The organism is Streptomyces sp. NPDC045287 (genome assembly GCF_056432325.1).
The window spans coordinates 374258-395135 of record NZ_JBWKJG010000004.1 but is presented as its reverse complement, the minus strand read 5'-3'; the positions used below and the strand labels follow the sequence as shown (position 1 = coordinate 395135).

General features: G+C 74.9%; 14 protein-coding genes. 9 read left to right on the top strand and 5 right to left on the bottom strand.

Features of this window, described 5'->3' with window-relative positions; translation table 11 throughout:
* Positions 1-45: 45 nt before the first annotated feature.
* Positions 46-441 (bottom strand): TOBE domain-containing protein, encoded by a 396-nt coding sequence (locus AC07D6_RS10055; protein WP_315875801.1) that lies wholly within the window; start codon positions 439-441, stop codon positions 46-48.
* A 134-nt stretch (positions 442-575) separates the two neighbouring features.
* A complete protein-coding gene (locus AC07D6_RS10050) occupies positions 576-3287 on the bottom strand; it encodes a lysylphosphatidylglycerol synthase domain-containing protein (protein WP_479043217.1) in 2712 nt (903 codons plus the stop codon).
* Positions 3288-3430: 143 nt separating this feature from the next.
* Here AC07D6_RS10050 and AC07D6_RS10045 point away from each other — a divergent pair, with 143 nt between their 5' ends.
* The 5 genes from AC07D6_RS10045 to nudC all read left to right on the top strand — a co-directional run bounded on the left by AC07D6_RS10045 (position 3431) and on the right by nudC (position 13562).
* Positions 3431-3832 carry an MGMT family protein gene (locus tag AC07D6_RS10045; RefSeq protein WP_315875799.1) on the top strand — a complete coding sequence of 134 codons (402 nt, stop codon included), beginning with the start codon at positions 3431-3433 and terminating at the stop codon, positions 3830-3832.
* Between the two features lie 82 nt (positions 3833-3914).
* On the top strand, positions 3915-7439 hold the full coding sequence (locus AC07D6_RS10040; RefSeq protein ID WP_479043215.1) for an ATP-dependent helicase: 3525 nt from the start codon (positions 3915-3917) through the stop codon (positions 7437-7439).
* A 124-nt stretch (positions 7440-7563) separates the two neighbouring features.
* A complete protein-coding gene (locus tag AC07D6_RS10035; RefSeq protein ID WP_479043213.1) occupies positions 7564-11148 on the top strand; it encodes a UvrD-helicase domain-containing protein in 3585 nt (1194 codons plus the stop codon).
* Between the two features lie 10 nt (positions 11149-11158).
* On the top strand, positions 11159-12565 hold the full coding sequence (locus AC07D6_RS10030) for a dipeptidase (RefSeq protein ID WP_315875796.1): 1407 nt from the start codon (positions 11159-11161) through the stop codon (positions 12563-12565).
* A 49-nt stretch (positions 12566-12614) separates the two neighbouring features.
* Positions 12615-13562 carry an NAD(+) diphosphatase gene (nudC, locus tag AC07D6_RS10025; RefSeq protein WP_315875795.1) on the top strand — a complete coding sequence of 316 codons (948 nt, stop codon included), beginning with the start codon at positions 12615-12617 and terminating at the stop codon, positions 13560-13562.
* A gap of 93 nt (positions 13563-13655) precedes the next feature.
* Here the strand turns inward: nudC and AC07D6_RS10020 are convergent, their stop codons facing one another.
* Entirely contained in the window at positions 13656-13913 is a 258-nt protein-coding gene (locus AC07D6_RS10020) for a mycoredoxin (protein WP_315875794.1), read from the bottom strand.
* A gap of 153 nt (positions 13914-14066) precedes the next feature.
* Between AC07D6_RS10020 and AC07D6_RS10015 the strand changes: the two genes are divergently transcribed.
* The 4 genes from AC07D6_RS10015 (at position 14067) to AC07D6_RS10000 (ending at position 17615) form a co-directional block, all read left to right on the top strand.
* Positions 14067-16247 carry an ATP-dependent DNA helicase UvrD2 gene (locus AC07D6_RS10015; protein ID WP_479043212.1) on the top strand — a complete coding sequence of 727 codons (2181 nt, stop codon included), beginning with the start codon at positions 14067-14069 and terminating at the stop codon, positions 16245-16247.
* A gap of 168 nt (positions 16248-16415) precedes the next feature.
* A complete protein-coding gene (locus tag AC07D6_RS10010) occupies positions 16416-16754 on the top strand; it encodes a hypothetical protein (protein ID WP_315875792.1) in 339 nt (112 codons plus the stop codon).
* 169 nt (positions 16755-16923) lie between these two features.
* Positions 16924-17292, top strand: a complete 369-nt coding sequence (locus AC07D6_RS10005; protein ID WP_168439505.1) for a WhiB family transcriptional regulator — start codon at positions 16924-16926, stop codon at positions 17290-17292.
* Positions 17289-17615, top strand: a complete 327-nt coding sequence (locus AC07D6_RS10000; protein WP_315875791.1) for a hypothetical protein — start codon at positions 17289-17291, stop codon at positions 17613-17615. Before AC07D6_RS10005 ends, AC07D6_RS10000 begins: the two co-directional genes overlap by 4 nt.
* A 461-nt stretch (positions 17616-18076) precedes the next feature.
* On the opposite strand, the gene AC07D6_RS09995 is transcribed toward AC07D6_RS10000, so the two are convergent.
* Positions 18077-19426, bottom strand: a complete 1350-nt coding sequence (locus AC07D6_RS09995; RefSeq protein ID WP_315875790.1) for an ABC1 kinase family protein — start codon at positions 19424-19426, stop codon at positions 18077-18079.
* 60 nt (positions 19427-19486) lie between these two features.
* Positions 19487-20725 (bottom strand): ThiF family adenylyltransferase, encoded by a 1239-nt coding sequence (locus tag AC07D6_RS09990; RefSeq protein ID WP_479043210.1) that lies wholly within the window; start codon positions 20723-20725, stop codon positions 19487-19489.
* Between the last annotated feature and the right edge of the window lie 153 nt (positions 20726-20878).

Here is a 20878-nt window from a genome sequence, read left to right as displayed (position 1 = left end):
TTGGGTGTGCGGGTCGTGCGGGTCACGCGGGTCGTGTGCGGACGGTCAGACGCGGTCGATGTGGACGTTGGTCGACTTCACCCGCGCCACCGCCTCGACGCCCACCTCCAGGCCCAGCTCCTCCACGGCCTCGCGGGTCAGCAGCGACACGAGCCGGTGCGGCCCGGCCTGGATCTCCACCTGGGCGGCCACGTCCCCGAGCTTCACGGCCGTGACGATGCCCGGGAACGCGTTGCGCGCGCTGGTGTACGGCACGTCGCCGCCCTCGTCGGACTGCGCGGCCAGCTCGACGGCGAACGCCGCCAGGTCGGGGCCGTCGATCAGCCGCCGGCCCGTCCCGTCCCGGCGCGTGGGGAGCCGGCCGGCGTCGGCCCAGCGGCGTACGGTGTCGGCGCTCACGCCGAGGAGACGCGCCGCCTGCTGCGAGGTGTAGGACCGCATGTGCGGCAATGTAGGCACGGAGGACTCGCAGCTGCAAGCAGGATCGGTGGATCCTCCCAGCAGTTGCGGGACCTTTCGTACGAACCCGCTACGCGCGCGTAGTCCTCTACAGAGCGTTACGCGCGCGTAGTCCCCTACAGGGCGCCCTTCCGCGTCAGGTGGTTGAACGAGACCCAGCCGGGCAGCACCGGCAGCCACAGCGTCAGCAGCCGGTACAGCAGCACCGCCGGCGCCGCGACCTCCTTCGGCACCCCGGCCAGCACCAGACCGGCCAGCAGGGCGCCCTCGACCGCGCCGACACCGCCCGGTGTGGGCGCCGCCGAACCGAGCGCGTTGCCCGCCAGGAACACCACGGCGAGACTCGCGTACGTCAGCGGCTGGTGGCCGCCGTTGAACGCCCGGATCGACGCGTCGAGGCACAGCACGAACGTCGCCGTCAGCAGCAGCATGCCGCCGATCCCGGTCAGCAGCTTCCCGGGCCGCTGGAGCACGTCCAGCATGCGCGGCACCACCCCCGCGAACAGCGACCGCAGCCGTGTCGAGACGAACTTCCGCAGCGCCGGGACCGCCGTCACCACCAGCAGCAGCACCGCGATCGTCAGCAGTCCCGCGATGACCGTCCTGGACGGGGTGAAGTCGTCCTGCGACCGCTCCGTACCGGTCAGGTAGCCGAACGCCAGCAGCAGCAGGATGTGCGCCCCCAGCCCGAACAGCTGCGACGCCCCGACGCTCGCCACCGCCAGGCCGGGACGCACCCCGGACCGCTGGAGGAACCGCGTGTTCAGCGCGACCCCGCCGACCGCAGCGGGCGCGACGATCTTGACGAAGGACCCGGCGACCTGCGCCACCACGGTCCGCAGGAACGACACCCGCTCCGGTACGAAGCCGAGCAGGCTCATCGCCGCCGCCACGTAGCTCAGCGCCGAGCACGCGACGGCCACCGTGACCCAGCCCCAGGCCGCCTCGCTGATCGTCGACAGCGGGATGCTGGCGATCTGCGACAGCAGGAAGTACGCGGCGATGGCGCCCGCGATGAGGCTGATCAGCGTGCGCGGCCTGATCCGCTCCAGCCGCACCGGCTCCACCGGCGCCTGCGGCCTGATCCGCAGCACCTGGCGGCGGATCTGCGCCAGCAGGTCCTCCTCGCGCGCCCCGTGCAGCGCGTCCTCCAGGGCCCGCTTCTCGGCCTGCTTCTCCGCCCGGACCGTCCTGCGCTCCGTCTTCGAGCCCGCTTCGCCGGCCTCCCTGGACGCCTCCAGCCGGGCCTGCTTCGCGGCCTCCGACGCCTTCAGCACCGCCTCCCGCTCCCGCTGCGACCGCTCGCGGGCCAGCTTGCGCAGCGTCGCCCGGCTGGACCGGCTCAGCGCGATCGGCTGGAGCAGCGGCAGGCAGCCCGCGACCTTGTCGGGTCCGAGGACCGCCACGGCCGCCGCGACCGCCCGCTCCGCGCCGACCCGCAGGCCGAGCGTGGTGAGAAGCTGCGCGATGTCCATCCGCAGCACCAGGTCGCCCGCGGCGATCTCACCGCCGCGCAGGTCCGTGATCACCACATTGCCGGAACGATCCACCAGCAGGGCGTCGCCCGTCAGCCGGCGGTGCGCGATGCGCCGCGACTGCAGCGCCCGCACCTGCTCCCAGCAGCCGCGCACCACGTCGTCGGTGATCTCCTCGTCGGCCAGCGAGTCGAGGGAGCGCCCGCCCCGGTGCTCGTACACGAGCATCACGGCGTCCGGGCCGAGCTCGGAGGTGGCGATCAGCTTCGGTGCGTTCGCCCCGGCGGCGATGGCCGCGTACGCGAGGAGCGCCTCCTGCTCCAGGGCCTGCCGCAGCGACTGGATGGAGCGGCGCGTGGTGATCCCGCGCAGCGTCAGTCGGCGCCACACCCGGTAGAAGAACCCCTGCGCCTGCTGTTCCCGGTCGACCACCGTCACGTCGAGGGGCGGGCCCTCCTCCAGGGTGACCAGGTAGCGGCGGCCCCGGTCGCCCTGCTCGGCGGTCTCCGGCAGGCCCTCCGCGCGCATGGCCGACACCGGGCGGAACCCGACGTGGCGCAGGCCCGCCAGGAGCGTCTGGCCCGTGGGGCGGACGTTCGGGGAGCCGACCGTGTAGAGGGTCCCGTACGCGACGGTCCAGCCGATCAGGATCGTCAGCATGATCGACAGCGGTGTCGTGTAGCCCGCGACCAGCATGGTGAACGCGTCGAGCAGCAGCACCACCCACAGCACGACCCGCCAGCGGGGCCGCCGGGCCATGCCGACCGCCGACATGTACGCGATGACCGGCGCCAGGTAGCCGTGGACCGGGTCCGTGAGCCCGCCGCCGCTCTGCGGCTGCGTGAGCGCGTCCTGGATCGTCGTGGGCGCCGCCCGCGCCACCCACAGGTCCGTCGCGAGGGTCACCCCGTGCGCGAGCACGGCGGCGAGGACCCCGTCCGCGATGCGCAGGCCGTCCCGCTTGATCAGCCGCTCGATCGCGAACGCGACGGGCACGAGCAGCACGGCGATGCTGGAGACGAGCCCGGCCACCTTGACGAACACGTCCGGGGCCTGGCCGGTGCCCTTGCTGATGTCCTGTTCGAGCCCCGAGGTGGTGCCGCTGGCGAAGGCCGCGATGCCGATGACGACGACGATCGCGAGAACGCCGACGAGCAGGCGCAACAGGTCGGAAGGGCGGTGCACGCGCGCGGCGAGCAGCGGTTCGTCACCGGAGAGGTCGCTGTGCTGCTCGGCGGGGGCGTCGGCCGGCGCGGGCCCGTCCGCCGCTTCGGGGTCCGGCCCGCCGCTCCGCGAGGCGGTGTTCGGGCGCGGCTCGGCGCCAGGAGCGCTCGCCGCGTCGGGAGGCCGCACGTCCTGTTCCTTCGCCTTCTCTGTGTCTTCTTGATCTCGTATCACCAGTCACCGCCCGGAAGATGGTGGCACGACCGGGAGGCGGGGGAGGGCATCAGGGTGTGGTGCCCGCGTTGTCGTACCCGTGGTGCAGGATGGTGCGGATGACTGTTGAGGAGCACCCCGACCGGCTTCCGGAGTACGCGGAGCGCGTGCTGGAGGTCGTCGAGCTCATCCCGCCCGGCCGGGTGCTGACCTACGGGGACGTCGCCGAATGGCTCGGCGAGGGAGGCCCCCGCCAGGTCGGCAGGGTCATGGCGCTGTACGGCGGTGCCGTGCCGTGGTGGCGCGTGGTGCGCGCCGACGGCCGGCTGCTGCCCGGGCACGAGCGGCGCGCCCTGGGGCACTACCGTGAGGAGGCCACCCCGCTGCGGGAGGCCGCGCCGGCGCACGGCGCCGCGACCCCCCTGCCGCGCCTCGACATGAGGCGGGCCCGCTGGGACGGGATCGGCGGTGCCGGCAGCGCTGGCGCGGACGACACCGGGCGTGCGATGGCTCACAATTGACAGCTTCCGCCATACGGCGGGGCCGCGCCCCTTCTCCACCGCACCCTCACCCTCAGCACACCTCCCAGGACCGGCGATCCACGTGAGTTCCTCCTCCACCACCCGGCGCGCGCCGCACCAGGACCCGGTACGGCCGGGGAGCCCCGGCGCGTACCGGCTGGTGCGCACCCCGCCGGACCCGGTGGCCCCTCCTCTCCTGGACGCAGCGCAGCGGGCGGTGGTTGACCACGCGGACGGGCCGCTCCTCGTCCTCGCCGGACCCGGTACCGGCAAGACGACGACGTTGGTCGAGGCGGTGGCGGCGCGCGTCGAGCGGGGTGCCGACCCCGAGAGGATCCTCGTCCTCACCTTCAGCCGCAAGGCCGCCGTCGAGCTGCGCGACCGCATGGCCGCCCGGCTGCCCGGCGCGCGCGCTCCGCAGGCGACGACGTTCCACTCGTACTGCTACGCCCTCGTCCGCGCCCACCAGGACGCCGACCTGTTCGCCGAGCCGCTGCGCCTGCTGTCCGGCCCCGAGCAGGACGTCGCCGTACGCGAGCTGCTCGCCGGCCAGCTCGACCTGGAGCGCGACGGCCTCGCCCGCGTCCACTGGCCCGACGAGCTGCGCGCCTGCCTCACCACGCGCGGCTTCGCCGACGAGGTGCGCGCCGTGCTGGCCCGCTCCCGCGAGCTGGGCCTCGGCCCGCGCGCCCTCGCCTCGTTCGCCGCGCGCACGGGGCGGCGCGACTGGTCGGCGGCGGCCGAGTTCCTCGCCGAGTACCTGGACGTCCTCGACATGCAGGGCGTCCTCGACTACGCCGAGCTGGTCCACCGCGCGGTGCTCCTCGCCGAGCGCGTGGCGCTCCCCGCGTACGACGCGGTGTTCGTCGACGAGTACCAGGACACCGACCCGGCGCAGGTACGGCTGCTCCAGGCGCTCGCGGGGCGGGGGAGGACCCTGTACGCGTTCGGGGACCCCGACCAGTCGATCTACGCGTTCCGGGGCGCGGACGTCAACGGCGTCCTCGACTTCCCGCACGTGTTCCGGCGCGCGGACGGCGCCCCCGCGCCGGTCGCCGTGCTCCGGACGGCGCGCCGCTCCGCCCCGGCGATCCTGGCCGCGACCCGGCTGCTCACCGCGCGGATGCCGCTGCCGCGCCTGCCCGCCGACACGGTGCGGGCCCACCGCGACCTGACGCCGGTCCGCGAGGGCGGGCGGGTCGAGACGTACACCTTCCCGACCGCGTCCACGGAGCTGGACAACATCGCGGACATCCTGCGCCGCGCGCACCTGGAGGACGGGGTGCCGTGGAGCGACATGGCCGTCCTGGTGCGCGCCGGCGCACGCTCCCTGCCGTCGCTGCGCCGCGCCCTGACCTCGGCGGGCGTGCCGCTGGAGATGGACGGCGCGGACGTCGCGTTGCGCCACGAACCGGCGGTGGCCCCCCTCCTCACGGCCCTGCGCGCCACGGCGACGGCGGCCCTGCGGGGCGCGACGGACGTGGTGGGCGCGGTGGAGCGACCCGCCGAGGAGGGCGCCACCGACGCGGGAGCCACCGACGCGGGAGCCACCGGCGGAGCCCCCGCCGACGAACCGGCCACCGGCGGGGCCCCGGACGACGGCGCCTCGGGCGACGGCGCCTCGGGCGACGGCACCCCCGGTGCGGAGGACTCCGGCGTGGAGGCCCCCGGTGCGGAGGACTCCGGCGTGGAGGCCCCCGGCGCGGAGGACCCCAGTGCGGAGGACTCCGTCCCCTGGCTGGACACGGAGACCGCGCTCACCCTGCTCACCTCGCCGCTCGGCGGCATGGACGCCGCCGACCTCCGCCGCCTCGGACGCGCCCTGCGCGACGAGGAGCGCGCGGCGGGCAACAAGGTCCCCCCGCCCTCCGACGCGCTGCTCGCCCGCGCCCTCGCCGAACCCGAACGGCTCGTCGCCCACGACCCCGCCTACGCGCGCGGAGCGCAGCACCTGGGCAGGCTGCTCCGCGAGACGCGCCAGCTCCTCGCCGCCGGCGGAACCGCCGAAGAGGCCCTCTGGCACCTGTGGAACGGCACCGGCTGGCCCCACCGCCTCCACCGGTCCGCCCTGCGCGGCGGGCCCGCCGGCCGCAACGCCGACCGGGACCTCGACGCCGTGTGCGCCCTGTTCGACACCGCCGCCCGCGCCGAGGAGCGCACCGGCGGGCGCGGCGCCCTGAACTTCCTCGCCGAGCTCGAAGCGCAGGACATCGCCGCCGACACCCTCTCCAAGCGGCAGGCGCGCCCCGACGCCGTACGCCTGATGACGGCGCACCGCTCCAAGGGGCTCGAATGGAGCCTGGTCGTCGTCGCCGGCGTACAGGAGGGGCTCTGGCCCGACCTGCGGCGGCGCGGCTCCCTCCTGGAGGCCGACCGGATCGGCCGCGACGGCCTCGCCGAACCGCTCACCCCCGGCGCCCTCCTCGCGGAGGAGCGCCGCCTCTTCTACGTGGCCGCCACGCGCGCGCGCGACCGGCTGGTCGTCACCGCCGTCAAGGCGCCCGCCGAGGACGGTGACCAGCCCTCCCGGTTCCTCGCCGAGCTCGGCGTCGAACCGAGGGACGTCACCGCCCGCCCGCGCCGCCCCCTCGCCGTCGCCGCGCTCGTCGCGGAGCTCCGCGCCACCACCGTCGACCCGGACGCCTCACCCGCCCTGCGCGACGCCGCCGCCCGCCGGCTGGCCCGGCTCGCCGCGCTCACCGACGACGAGGGCCAGCCCCTGGTCCCCGCCGCCCACCCGTACCGCTGGTGGGGCCTGTACGACCCGACGCACGCGCCCGCCCCGCTCCGGGACCGCGACCGGCCCGTCACGCTCTCCGGCAGCGCCCTGGAGCAACTGGTCGACACGTGCGCCCTCCAGTGGTTCCTGGGCCGCGAGGTGAAGGCGGACGCCCCCGCGACCGCCGCGCAGGGCTTCGGCAACGTCGTCCACGTCCTCGCCGACGAGGTCGCCTCCGGCCGCACCCCCGCCGACCTGGCGGTCCTCATGGAACGCCTCGACTCGGTGTGGGACGCGCTGGCGTTCGACGCGCCGTGGAAGTCGGCCCAGGAGAAGGAGCACGCGCGCGTGGCGCTGGAGCGCTTCCTGCGCTGGCACGTGATGGACCGGGGCGGCCGGACCCCCGCCGCCACCGAGCACGGCTTCGACGTGACGCTGGAGGCGGGGGAGTACCAGGTGCGGATCCGGGGCTCCATGGACCGGGTCGAGCGGGACGAGCAGGGCCGCGCCTACGTCGTCGATTTCAAGACCGGCAAACAGGCCCCCACGAAGGACGAGGTCGCCCGCCACGCCCAGCTCGCCGTCTACCAGCTCGCCGTCCGCGAGGGCGCCCTCGACGAGGTCTTCGACGGCCGCCGCCCCGAACCGGGCGGCGCCGAACTGGTCCACCTCCGCCAGCCGGCCCCCCGCAAGGAGGGCGGCGACGCCCTGCCGCGCGTCCAGTCCCAGGAGCCGCCCCCGCGGGAGTGGGTCACCGGCCTGCTCGCCACCGCCGCGGGCCGCGTCCTCGACGAGCGCTTCACGCCCACCACCGGGCAGCACTGCGCCACCTGCGCCTTCCGCGCCTCCTGCAGCGCCCGCCCCGAGGGCCGCCACATCGTGGAGTGAGACGGGGGCGGGCCCCCCATCGCCCGGCGGGACCCCCCCACCGCCCGGCGGGACCCCCCCACGCCTGGCGGGAGACGCCCCACCGCCCGGCGGGGCTGTCGGCACCCCCGGCTAGCCTTCTCCGGTGACCGCACGCATCACCGACCCCGAGCAGCTCAAGGAGCTGCTCGGCATCCCCTTCACCCCGGAGCAGACGGCCTGCATCACCGCGCCGCCCGCCCCGCAGGCCATCGTGGCCGGAGCCGGTTCCGGGAAGACGACGGTGATGGCCGCCCGCGTGGTGTGGCTGGTCGGCACGGGGCAGGTCGCCCCCGAACAGGTCCTCGGCCTGACCTTCACCAACAAGGCCGCCGGCGAGCTGGCCGAGCGGGTCCGCGCCGCCCTGGTCCGCGCCGGCGTCACCGATCCCGACGTGATCGACCCCGACAACCCGCCGGGCGAGCCCCGCATCTCCACGTACCACGCGTTCGCCGGCCGCCTCCTCACCGACCACGGCCTGCGCATCGGCCTGGAGCCCACGGCCCGCCTCCTCGCGGACGCCACGCGCTACCAGCTCGCCGCCCGCGTCCTGCGCGAGGCCCCCGGCCCGTACCCGGCGCTCACCCGGTCGTTCCCCACGCTCGTCAGCGACCTCCTCGCCCTCGACGCCGAGCTGGCCGAGCACCTCGTCCGCCCCGAGGACCTCCGGGCGTACGACTCCGCGCTGCTCACCGCCCTCGCCCCGGTCCGCCTCGGCAACGCCGACCTCCGCAAGGTCCCCGAAGCCGCCGCCGCCCGCCGCGAACTGCTGGACCTGGTCGTCCGCTACCGCGCCGCCAAGCGCGAGCGGGACCTGCTCGACTTCGGGGACCAGATCGCCCTCTCCGCCGAACTGGCCCTCACCCGCCCCGAGGTCGGCGCGCAGCTGCGCGACGAGTTCCGGGTCGTCCTCCTCGACGAGTACCAGGACACGTCCGTCGCGCAGCGGCGGCTCCTGGCCGGCCTCTTCGGCGGGGGCACGGGCCACCCGGTCACCGCCGTGGGCGACCCCTGCCAGGCCATCTACGGCTGGCGCGGCGCGTCCGTCGCCAACCTCGACGACTTCCCCGAGCACTTCCCGTACGCGGACGGCCGCCCCGCCTCCCGGTACGCGCTCAGCGAGAACCGCCGCAGCGGCGGGCGGCTCCTCCAGCTCGCCAACGGCCTCGCGGAGCCCCTGCGCGCCATGCACGCGGGCGTGGAGGCGCTGCGCCCCGCTCCCGGCGCCGAGCGCGACGGCGTCGTACGGATCGCGCTGCTGCCGACGCAGGCCGAGGAGATCGCCTGGCTCGCGGACTCCGTCGCCCACCTGGTCCGCACGGGCGTGGAGCCCGGCCGGATCGCCGTCCTGTGCCGCACGGCGACCGACTTCCCGGAGATCCAGGCGGCCCTCGTCGCGCGCGACGTGCCCGTCGAGGTCGTCGGCCTGTCCGGCCTGCTGCACCTCCCGGAGGTCGCCGACCTGGTCGCCGTGTGCGAGGTCCTCCAGGACCCCGGCGCCAACGCGTCGCTGGTAAGGCTCCTCACCGGGCCGCGCTGGCGGATCGGCGCCCGCGACCTCGCCCTGCTGGGCCGCCGCGCCCGCCTGCTGGTGCACCGCGCCGGCGACGGGGCCGCCGACGCGGACGAGCGCCTGGCGGCCGCCGTGGAGGGGGTGGACCCCGCCGAGGTGATCTCCCTGGCGGACGCGTTGGACACGTTCCTGGAGACGGGCGGGCACGACGACGGGCTGCCCTTCTCGGCGGAGGCCCGCGTCCGGTTCGCGCGCCTCGCCGCCGAGCTGCGCGACCTGCGGCGCTCGCTGGCCGACCCGCTGATGGACGTCCTGCACCGGATCCTGGCCACCACCGGCCTGGAGGTCGAGCTCTCCGCGTCCCCGCACGCCCTGGCCGCCCGCCGCCGCGAGACCCTGTCGAACTTCCTGGACATCGCCGCCCGGTTCGCGTCCCTCGACGGCGAGGCGACGCTCCTGGCGTTCCTCGGGTTCCTGCGCACGGCCGCCCAGTACGAGAAGGGCCTCGACAACGCCCTCCCCGGCGGGGAGAACACCGTGAAGGTCCTCACGGCGCACAAGTCGAAGGGCCTGGAGTGGGACGTGGTCGCCGTCCCCGGGCTCGTGACCGGACAGTTCCCCAGCAGCAGGTCCCGCGAGGCGTGGACGGCCCAGCCGCAGGTCCTGCCGCACGCCCTGCGCGGCGACGCCGAGACCCTGCCCGGGATCGACGCGTGGGACGCGAAGTCGCTGAAGGCGTTCAAGGACGCCCTGCGGGACCACCAGCACACCGAGGAGCTGCGCCTGGGGTACGTGACGTTCACCCGCCCCCGCTCGGTGCTGCTCGGCTCCGGCCACTGGTGGGGGCCCTCCCAGAAGCGCCGCCGCGGCCCCTCCGACTTCCTGCACGCCCTGTACGACCACTGCGCGGCCGGGTACGGGGAGATCGAGGCGTGGGCGGACGAGCCGGAGGAGGACGCCGAGAACCCGGCGCTCCGGGCGTCCGCCGAGGAGCGGGCGTGGCCGCTGCCCCTGGACCCCGACTCCCTGGCCCGCCGCCGCGCCGCCGCCGACACGGTCCTGGCGTACCTGGAGAGCCCGTCCGCCGAGCCCGAGGCCGCCCCGGAAGCCCCCGAAGCCCCCGAAGCCGCCGGGGTGCCGGAGGCCGCCGAGGTCCCGGAAGCCCCCGGCGACCTCCTGTGGCCGGACGACCTGGACGCCCCCTGGCCGGACGACGCCCCGCCCGAGGACGCCTTCGACGACCACGACGCGCCCCCGCCCGACGAGGCCCCCGACCACGGCCCGCACGAGCCCCCCGCCACCGCCACCGCCACTGTCCCCGGCGACGGCGACGGCACCGACCCGGCCCCGGCCCCGGGGGACCCGCACGCCCCGCCCCCGCGCGCCATCCCCCGCCAGCGCGCCGCCGCCGACGACGGCGACGACGGCGACGGCACGGCCCCCGCCGGCCCGCTCGCGCCCGAGGAGGCCCGTACCGTCGCCTCCTGGGACCGCGACCTCGACGCGCTCACCGGCGAGCTGCTGCGCGCCCGCGCCACCACGCGCGAGGTGCCCCTGCCCGCCTCCCTCTCCGCGTCGCAGCTGCTGCGCCTCGCCGCCGACCCGGACGCCTTCGCGGCGGAGCTGGCCCGCCCCATGCCGCGCCCCTCGCAGCCCGCCGCCCGGCGGGGCACGCGGTTCCACGCGTGGGTGGAGTCCCGCTTCGAGGAGCTGCCGCTTCCCCTGCTCGGCCCCGACGAGCTGCCCGGCGGCGAGGTGTACGCCGACGAGCCGGAGATCGCCGACGAGCGGGACCTGGCCGTCCTCAAGGAGGCGTTCGAGCACACCCCGTACGCCCACCGCACCCCGTACCGGGTGGAGGCCCCCTTCCAGCTCGTGCTCGCCGGCAGGGTCGTGCGCGGCCGGATCGACGCCGTCTACCACGACCCCGGCTCCGGCACGTACGAGATCGTCGACTGGAAGACCAGCCGCCACCGCACCGGCGACCCTCTCCAGCTGGCGGTCTACCGGCTCGCCTGGGCGGAGTCGCACGGTCTGCCCCTCGACGCGGTCACCGCCGCGTTCGTCTACGTGCGCACCGGCGAGGTCGCCCGCCCGGACGGGCTGCCCGGCCGGGCGGAACTGGAGCGGATCCTGCTCGGTGGGACGGCCGACGGGACACCCGCCGACGCCGGATAGGCTCAGGAGCATGAGCGACACCCCGGACAGCGCCGTCCAGACCGTACGGAAGTACGTGGAGCAGCACCGCGCGGCCTTCCTCGACGACCTCGTCGAGTGGCTGCGCATCCCCTCCGTCTCGGCCCGGCCCGAGCACGCCCCCGACGTGCGGCGCAGCGCCGAGTGGCTCGCCGCGAAGCTCGCGCGGACCGGCTTCCCGGTCGCGGAGGTCTGGGAGACGGACGGCGCCCCCGCCGTGTACGCGGAGTGGCCCTCCGCCGACCCCGGCGCCCCCACCGTCCTCGTCTACGGCCACCACGACGTGCAGCCCGCCGCCCGCGAGGACGGCTGGCACACCGACCCGTTCGAGCCCGTCGTCCGCGGCAACCGGCTCTACGCGCGCGGGGCGGCCGACGACAAGGGCCAGGTGTTCTTCCACACCCTCGGCGTCCGCGCCCACCTGGACCTCACCGGCCGCGACACCCCGGCCGTCAACCTGAAGCTGCTCGTGGAGGGCGAGGAGGAGTCCGGCTCCGCCCACTTCCGCGCGCTGGTCGAGGAGCGCGCGGACCGCCTCGCCGCCGACGCCGTGATCGTCTCCGACACCGGCATGTGGTCCGAGACGACCCCCACGGTCTGCACCGGCATGCGCGGCCTCGCGGACTGCGAGATCGAGCTGTACGGCCCCGACCAGGACATCCACTCCGGATCCTTCGGCGGCGCCGTCCCCAACCCGGCCACGGTCGCCGCCCGCCTGGTCGCCGCGCTCCACGACGAGGACGAGCGCGTCACCGTCCCCGGCTTCTACGACGGCGTCGCGGAGCTCACGGACGCGGAGCGGGCGCTCATCGCGGAGCTGCCGTTCGACGAGGCCGCCTGGCTCGCCGCGGCCCGGTCGCACGCCACGCTCGGCGAGGCCGGGTACTCCACCCTGGAGCGCGTCTGGGCCCGGCCGACCGCCGAGGTCAACGGCATCGGCGGCGGCTACCAGGGCCCCGGCGGCAAGACGATCGTCCCGTCGTCCGCGCGGCTGAAGCTCTCCTTCCGGCTCGTCGCGGGCCAGGACCCGGACCGGATCGAGCAGTCCGTACGCGACTGGGTCGCCGCCCGCGTCCCCGACGGCATCCGTCACGAGATCACGTTCGGGGCGGCCACCCGGCCCTGCCTGACGCCGCTCGACCACCCGGCGCTGCGGGCCGTCGCCCGGTCCATGAGCCGCGCCTTCGACGGCGCGAAGATCCGCTACACGCGCGAGGGCGGCTCCGGACCCGCCGCCGACCTCCAGGACGTCCTGGCCGCTCCGGTGCTGTTCCTCGGCATCTCCGTACCGTCCGACGGCTGGCACGCGCCGAACGAGAAGGTCGAGCTCGACCTGCTGCTGAAAGGCGTGGAGGCGACCGCCCACCTGTGGGGCGAACTGGCCGACGCGCTCCGCTGAACACGACGCTGAACAGACACCCAGACACCCGGGGGAGTTGGAAGCACCAGTGAGCACCATCAGCAACGAGGCCGGTCCCCGCCCGATCGGCTTCACCGCCCCGAGCGGCATCGACCGCGCCGCCCACCACCGTCTCGACGAGGCGTGGCTCGCGGCGGCGTGGAGCCACCCCACCACGCGCGTCTTCGTCGTGTCCGGTGGCCAGGTGCTGGTCGACGACACCCCGGACGGGCGCACCGAGCTGGTCATGACGCCGACCTTCGAGGCGCCCGTGACCGAGACGCACCGCTACTTCCTCGGCACGGACGCGGACGGCGTCAGCTACTTCGCGCTCCAGAAGGACGCGCTGCCCGGCCGGATGGACCAGTCGGCGCGCCCCGCCGGGCTGCGCGAGGCCGGTCTGCTGCTGGACGCCCGCGACGCCGCCCTGATGGTCCACGCGGTCGCCCTGGAGAACTGGCAGCGCCTCCACCGCTTCTGCTCCCGCTGCGGGGAGCGCACGGTCATCGCGGCGGCGGGCCACATCCGCCGCTGCCCGGCCTGCGGCGCGGAGCACTACCCGCGCACCGACCCGGCGGTGATCATGCTGGTGACGGACGAGCGCGACCGGGTGCTGCTCGGCCGGCAGGTGCACTGGCCGGAGGGCCGCTTCTCGACCCTCGCCGGGTTCGTCGAGCCGGGCGAGTCCATCGAGCAGTCCGTGGTCCGCGAGGTGTACGAGGAGGCCGGGATCACGATCGGCGAGGTGCGGTACGTCGCCAGCCAGCCGTGGCCGTTCCCGTCCAGCCTGATGCTGGGCTTCATGGCCCGCGCCACGTCGTCCGAGATCGACGTCGACGGGGACGAGATCGAGGAGGCCCGCTGGTTCTCCCGCGAGGAGCTGGCAGCCGCCTTCGAGTCCGGCGAGGTGCTCCCGCCGTACGGCATCTCGATCGCGACGCACCTGATCGAGACGTGGTACGGCAGGCCGCTCCCCAGGCCGGGCACCGCCGCCTGACCCCGCCCGCGCGGAAACACGGGGACGCCCCCGCCGGTGATCCACCGGCGGGGGCGTCCCCCGCGAGGCGCCGGCCCGGGGCCGGCCCGGGTGTCAGCCGGCCAGGGCCTGCTGGACCTGCATCAGGCTCGGGTTGGTCATCACGACGTCCTCGCCGCCGCCGCGCGGCGTGACGAGCACGGTCGGAACGGTCTGGTTGCCGTTGTTGACCTTCTCCACGAAAGCGGCGGACTCCGGGTCCTGCTCGATGTTGATCTCGGTGTACGCGATGCCCTCGCGGTCCAGCTGGCTCTTGAGCCGCCGGCAGTACCCGCACCAGGTCGTGCTGTACATCGTCACAGTTCCCTGCATCGTCTCTTCCGCTCCTCGGATGACTGGAGTGCCTGATCGCACCCGGGAGAACGTACGCGCCCCGTCCCCACATTCCCGGCGGCGGTACGACCGGTCTCCCGCCCCTGTGGACGACCGGCCCGGCCCGCTCCGGGGACCTGGCAGCATGGCAGGGTGACACCAGCGACGCACTCCACCCTCTTCCCGCAGGTCCCCGAGTCGGCGGACGCGGTGCTCGACGGGCTCGACCCGGAGCAGCGCGAGGTGGCGACTGCCCTGCACGGCCCGGTGTGCGTCCTGGCGGGCGCGGGCACGGGCAAGACCAGGGCGATCACCCACCGCATCGCCTACGGAGTGCGCGCCGGGATCCTCCAGCCCGCGAGCGTGCTGGCCGTCACGTTCACCCACCGCGCCGCCGGCGAGATGCGCGGCCGGCTGCGGCAGCTCGGCGCGGGTGGCGTCCAGGCCCGTACGTTCCACTCCGCGGCGCTCCGGCAGCTCCAGTACTTCTGGCCGAAAGCCGTCGGTGGCGACCTGCCCCGGTTGATCGACCGCAAGGCCCAGCTCGTCGCCGACGCCGCCGCCCGCTGCCGGATCCGGCTCGACCGCACCGAGCTGCGGGACGTCACGTCGGAGATCGAGTGGGCGAAGGTCACGCAGACCGTCCCCGCCGACTACCCGGCCGCCGTCACCAAGGCCCAGCGCGACGCCCCGCGCGCCCCGGCCGAAACTGGCCAGATCTATGCCATGTACGAGCAGCTGAAGCGGGAGCGCGACGTCCTCGACTTCGAGGACGTGCTGCTGCTCACGGTCGGCATCCTCCAGGACCGGCACGACATCGCGGAACAGGTCCGCCGCCAGTACCAGCACTTCGTGGTGGACGAGTACCAGGACGTGTCCCCGCTCCAGCAGCGCCTCCTCGACCTGTGGCTCGGCGACCGCGACAGCCTGTGCGTCGTCGGGGACGCCAGCCAGACGATCTACTCCTTCACCGGAGCCACCCCCGACTACCTGCTGGACTTCCGCACGCGCCACCCGCACGCGACCGTCGTCAGACTGGTCCGCGACTACCGCTCCACGCCGCAGGTCGTCCACCTGGCCAACGGCCTCCTCGCCCAGGCCCGGGGCCGCGCCGCCGACCACCGGCTGGAGCTGGTCTCCCAGCGCGACCCCGGCCCCGAACCCGTCTACACCGAGTACGGCGACGAGCCGACCGAGGCCGAGGGGACGGCCCGCCGCATCCGCGACCTGATCGCCTCCGGCGTCCCGGCCGGCGAGATCGCCGTGCTGTACCGCGTCAACGCCCAGTCCGAGATCTACGAACAGGCCCTCGCGGACGCCGGCGTCCCGTACCAGCTGCGCGGCGCCGAGCGGTTCTTCGAGCGCCAGGAGGTGCGCGAGGCGGGCGCCGCCCTGCGCAGTGCCGCCCGCTTCGGCGCGAACGACCCGCTGCTCGACGACGTCGTCGACCTGCCGTCGCAGGTCCGCGCCGTGCTGTCCACCAAGGGCTGGACGACCGAGCCCCCCGCCGGCTCCGGCGCCGTGCGGGACCGCTGGGAGTCCCTGGCCGCGCTGGTCCGCCTCGCCGAGGACCTCGCCCGCGCCCGCCCGGAGGCCGTCCTCGCGGACCTGGTCGCGGAGCTGGACGAGCGGGCCGCCGCCCAGCACGCCCCCACGGTCCAGGGCGTGACGCTGGCCTCCCTCCACGCGGCGAAGGGCCTCGAATGGGACGCCGTGTTCCTCGTCGGCCTCACCGAGGGCACCCTGCCCATCACGTACGCCAGGACCGACGAGCAGATCGAGGAGGAGCGGCGGCTGCTCTACGTCGGCGTCACCCGCGCCCGCCGGCACCTGAACCTGTCGTGGGCGCTGTCCCGCTCGCCCGGCGGTCGCGCCCACCGCGAGCCGTCCCGCTTCCTGAGCGGTCTGCGCCCCGGCAGCGGGAGCCCCGCCGTCCGCGCCGTCCGCACGACCGGCGGTGTCGAGCGCGGCGCGGGGGCGGCCCGTTCCCGGCGCGCCCGGGGCCCGGTGCGCTGCCGGGTGTGCGGCACGACGCTCACGGTCGCCGGCGAGATGAAGCTGATGCGCTGTGAGGACTGCCCCTCGGAGATGGACGAGGGGCTGTACGAGCGGCTCCTCGAATGGCGCGCCGGCCAGGCCCGCCGGCTGGGCCAGCCCGACTACTGCGTCTTCACCGAGAAGACCCTCATCGCCATCGCGGAGACCGTCCCGTCGACCGACGCCGAGCTGGCCGCGATCCCCGGGGTCGGCATCCGCAAGCTCAACCGCTTCGGAGCCGACGTCCTCGCCATCTGCGCAGGTGAGGAACGCGGGGACGGCGGCGGCGAAGACTGATCCCAACTCGTCGAAAAAATAGTTTGCGCCCGCCCTACGAAGCGCCATAGGTTCTTAACCACGCGAACAGCGGCTTCCTCGAAGCCCTGCCGTCGTGCTGTACTTATCCGAATACCGCAGGACCAGCCCCGGCCGGTCCTCCCGAGACGCCGAGAGGAGGCGATTCCAGTGATCAGCATCAACACCAGCTTCGTCAGCACCGCCAAAATGACCGATCGCTCGGTCGTCTCCGCCTGCACGCTCGGCCTCTCCGGTTCGGCGTTCCTTGGCAGCGGTCTGTTCGGCTTCCGGGCCGTCCGTCCGTCGTCCTCCCTGTCGGCCCTCCCCGTCGTCGAGGGCTTCGAGGCCAACGAGCGACCGACCGAGGCACTGGAAGCAGGAGTAGCAGCGGCGCAGGCTCCGGCCTATGCCTTTGCGGCGACCGGTGCCGACCACACGAAGCAGACGCAGCAGCACCACACGATGTGGGCCTTCCGTGGGCTCGAACCCTGGAGCGATCCAGCCTGATCCAGGATCAGGCCGGCGCCTTCAGGGCCGCGGAACCCCACCCGGGATCCGCGGCCCTTCTGTTTTGCCCGAACGGGCGGAGCAGAGCGAAGGGGCCCCGGGACCAGCAGAACCCGGTACCAGCCCACCGGCCGACCAGCCGGACCGACCAGACGAGGAAAACACCACCGTGCATCTCGAAGCGCACGCCCCGTCCGTACCGCCTTCCCAGACGCTCCCCCCGCCCGGTCTCACGGAGGACCACGACGTGACCGCCCTCACTGCGCTCACCGCGCTCGACGACGCCATCGAGAACCTCGGCGTACCCGTCCCCTGCCGCTCCTACGACCCGGAGGTCTTCTTCGCCGAGTCGCCGGCGGACGTCGAGTACGCCAAGTCCCTCTGCCGCACCTGTCCCCTCATGGCCGCCTGCCTGGCCGGTGCCAAGGAGCGGCGTGAGCCGTGGGGCGTCTGGGGCGGTGAGCTCTTCGTCCAGGGCGTGGTCGTCGCCCGCAAGCGGCCGCGTGGCCGCCCGCGCAAGAACCCGGTCACGGCATGAACACCATCGCCGGAACCATCGACCGCCCCCTCACGCACGACCCCCAGAAGCAGGCCCCGATGACCTCTTCCGCGAGCGAGCCCATGGGCTCCGCGACCCCTGACGTCACCACCCTCGGCGCGCACGCCTCGCGCCAGAACAGGACCCGAGAAATGCAACTCATCCCAGAAGCCCTGGCCCGTGCCCATATGCACGAGCGCCTCAGGCAAGCCGACGAGCAACGCACGGGCGCGCGTCTGATCGCCGCCCGCCGGATGCAGCGTCGCGCCGAACGCGCCTCGCTGCGTGCCCGCCGCGCGCTGGCCATGGCGGTCATGCAGTAACCAGCCGCGACGCACGGCGATCCCATGCTCTCCCCGCGGGGGCCGGTCCACCCGGACCGGCCCCCGCGGCGCGCTGCCCGGCATCCGCCCCACGGGGAAGCGGTCGTCCCGCGGCACCCCGGCGCGTTCCCAGCGCTCGCGGGTCGCGCGCGAAGCGCGGTGTGCTCACGCTGCGGCGCGACCGCCGACAGCCTCCCCAGCCCGGATCTGCCCCGTCGAGAACATCTGACACATCGGACAAGACGGATACGCCAGGCGCATCGGGTGCGTCGGGAACTGCGCCAAGCTCCCCTGTTCCGTGTGCCCCGTGCCCGCGGTCACCTCCGGACCGTCGAGAGCGGACCCGCTTCCGTCCGGTGGCGACACCCCGCCCCGTCAGTCGGGCCCCATCGGCCAGGCCCTGCCCGGACAGGTCCTGCCCGGCCAGGTCCCGTCGGGCCGCCCGCCCGCCCGCCCGCCCGTCAGGCCGGCTCCTCCAGCGGCTCTTCCGGCAGGAACCCCGGCAGCCACTCCTCCAGCTCGTCCCGCAGCCGCACCGACGCGTTCAGCTGGCACAGCACCCCGATCGTGCTCAGCGTCACCCGGTGGATCAACAGATACGCGGGCGGGAGGTTCAGCTGCTTCCCCAACTGGTGGGCGGGGGACCGGGGATCGGCTATTCGCGCCGCCTGCGTACGGATCCACTCCCGCGTGAACAGGAACTCGTCGGCGTCGGCGGGCTCGATGATCGGCAGCAGGTAGTCCAGCACCGCGTCCGGGTCGAGCTCGATCGACTCCTTCACGAACCCCGCGTCGCACAGCAGCTCGTAGACCGTCTCCGCTTCACCCTCCAGGGCCATCCGCAGACAGAGGCCGATCGTCTCCGGCAGCCCGCCGGGCAGCCGGTCCACCGTGCCGAAGTCCAGCACGCCGAGCCGAGGCTCACCGCCGTCCTCACCCGGCAGCAGACGGAAGTTGCCCGGGTGCGGATCGGCGTGCAGCAGCCCCGTCCGCGCCGGCCCCGAGAACAGGAACCGCGCCAGCAACTGGCCCGCCCGGTCCCGCTCCTCCGGCGTGCCGTCCGCTATGACCTCCGACAGCGGCACCCCGTCGATCCACTCCGTCACCAGCACCTGGTCGGACTGGTGCACCACGTCGGGGACCACCACGTCGGGGTCGTCGGCGAACTCGGCGGCGTGCTCCTGCTGCGCCCGCGCCTCCAGCTCGTAGTCCAGCTCCTCCGACACCCGGTCGCGCATCTCGGCGATCAGCGGCTTGATGTCCATCCCCGGCACCAGCGGCCCCAGCAGCCGGGCGAACCGGCTCAGCTGTGTCAGGTCCGACAGCAGCGCCTCACCCGCCCCCGGGTACTGCACCTTCACCGCGACCCGGCGTCCGTCGTGCCACACCGCCCGGTGCACCTGCCCGATCGACGCCGCCGCGGCCGGCTTGTCGTCGAACTCCAGGAACAGCTCTCGCCACTCGGCCCCCAGGCGCTCGGCGAGCACCCCGTGCACCGTGCGCGTCGGCATCGGCGGCGCCGCCTCCTGAAGCTTCGTCAACGCCGCTCGGTACGGCCCGGCGACCTCTTCCGGCAGCGCCGACTCGAAGACGGACAGCGCCTGGCCGAGCTTCATGGCACCGCCCTTCAGCTCGCCCAGCACCTTGAAAAGCTGGTCCGCCGTGCGCTGTTGCAGCTCGCGTGCCACGATCTCGGCGGACTTTCCCCCGATCCGCTTGCCGAGCCCCCACGTGGCCCGTCCCGCGAAGCCCAGTGGCAGCGCGGCCAACTTGGCGGTACGGGTGACCGCCTTCCGGGGAAGATCAGACATACGCCCCTCCAAAACCCAGATTGTCGTGCCGCGTTGCCTGACACGCGCCGCCGACGGCGGTTACCCCGCCATTGTGTCCTGCCCGGCCCGGACTCCCGAGGCCCGCTCCCGATCCGCCCGATCCTCCTCCCACCCGGCCTGATCCTCCTCCCACCCGGTCCGCTCCTCCGCCCCGCACGGGCACTCCCCGTGCGGCCGCACCCGCAGCGCACGCCACTCCAGCAGCGGTGACGACACCTCCCACCGGACGCCCGCGCTCGCCGGCACGCCCCCGTCGAGGAACGCCAGCGCGTGCGCCGCGGTCAGCCCGGCCACCGCAGCCGCCAGCCCCACGTCACCGGTCGGCACGGCGCCGCTCTGGCGGCCCGACCGCCACTGCGCCATCAACCGGGGCCACGCGGGATCGGCGTCCACCCGGCCCAGTTCCACGCACCGCGCGCACGCCGACTCCCCGGGCAGCACCAGCGGGCCCACCACACCCGTGGCCTCCAGCACCCCCGCGAACAGGTGCGGCGTCCCCGTGCCCACCCACGCGTCGGCCGTCACCGGATCCGGGGCGTACGCCGCGAGACCGTCCCGCGGCGCGACGACCACCAGAGACAACGCGGGCTCCGGCCCGCCACCCCCACCGGTCCCGGCAACGCCACCGGCCGCACCGCCCCCACCGACTGCACCGGCCGCGCCGACCGCACGGGCCGGACGGCCGCCCGGTGCCGACCGCGCCACCAGCCGCCGGGCCGCCACGTCCCGCCGCTCCCCGACCGACTCGGGCGGCAGCCCGCCCGGCGCCACGTCCCACGGCTCCACCCGCCCCCCGTCCAGCACGTCCACCCGGCCCACGCCCGCCGCCGACAGCAGCGCCGCGACCGCCGCCCCGACCCGGCCCGCGCCCCGGACCTGCACCCGCGTACCGCTGCGCGCCGCCAGCCGCCGCAAGGGCTCGCCCGGTCCCCGGTGCACCACCGACAGCGACCCGAGATCGGCGCGCAGCCGGTCCAGCACCTCCGCCTCCCGTCGCACCGCGTCCGCCGCCCGGCCGCCCGCCGCCGTGTCCTCCAGCAACCCGGCCCGCGCCAGCCGGTTCAGCAGCGCCTCCAGCCAGCCGTCCGGCACCCCGAGCCCGCGGGCCTCCTCCCGCAGCCGCGCGACACCGCGCGTCCCGTCCAGCAGCTCCAGCAGGCTCCCGGTCGTCGTGTCCACCGGGCCCACCACGACCGCGTGCGCGGGCGCCACCCCGAACTGCACGTACTGAAGATCACGCCAGGCGCGCCGCAGCGCCGGCCTCACCATCGGATACACGTCCGCCCCCCATCACCGGTCACGGGGACAGCATCCCGCCGACGCCGCCGCTCTGCGGAGCGCCGTCCACAGGGTCGGGTATCTCGTCATACAAATAGCGCGGCCTGTGGAGGGACGGGAGGGACGGGAGGCACACGAAGCCTTCCGGTGCAG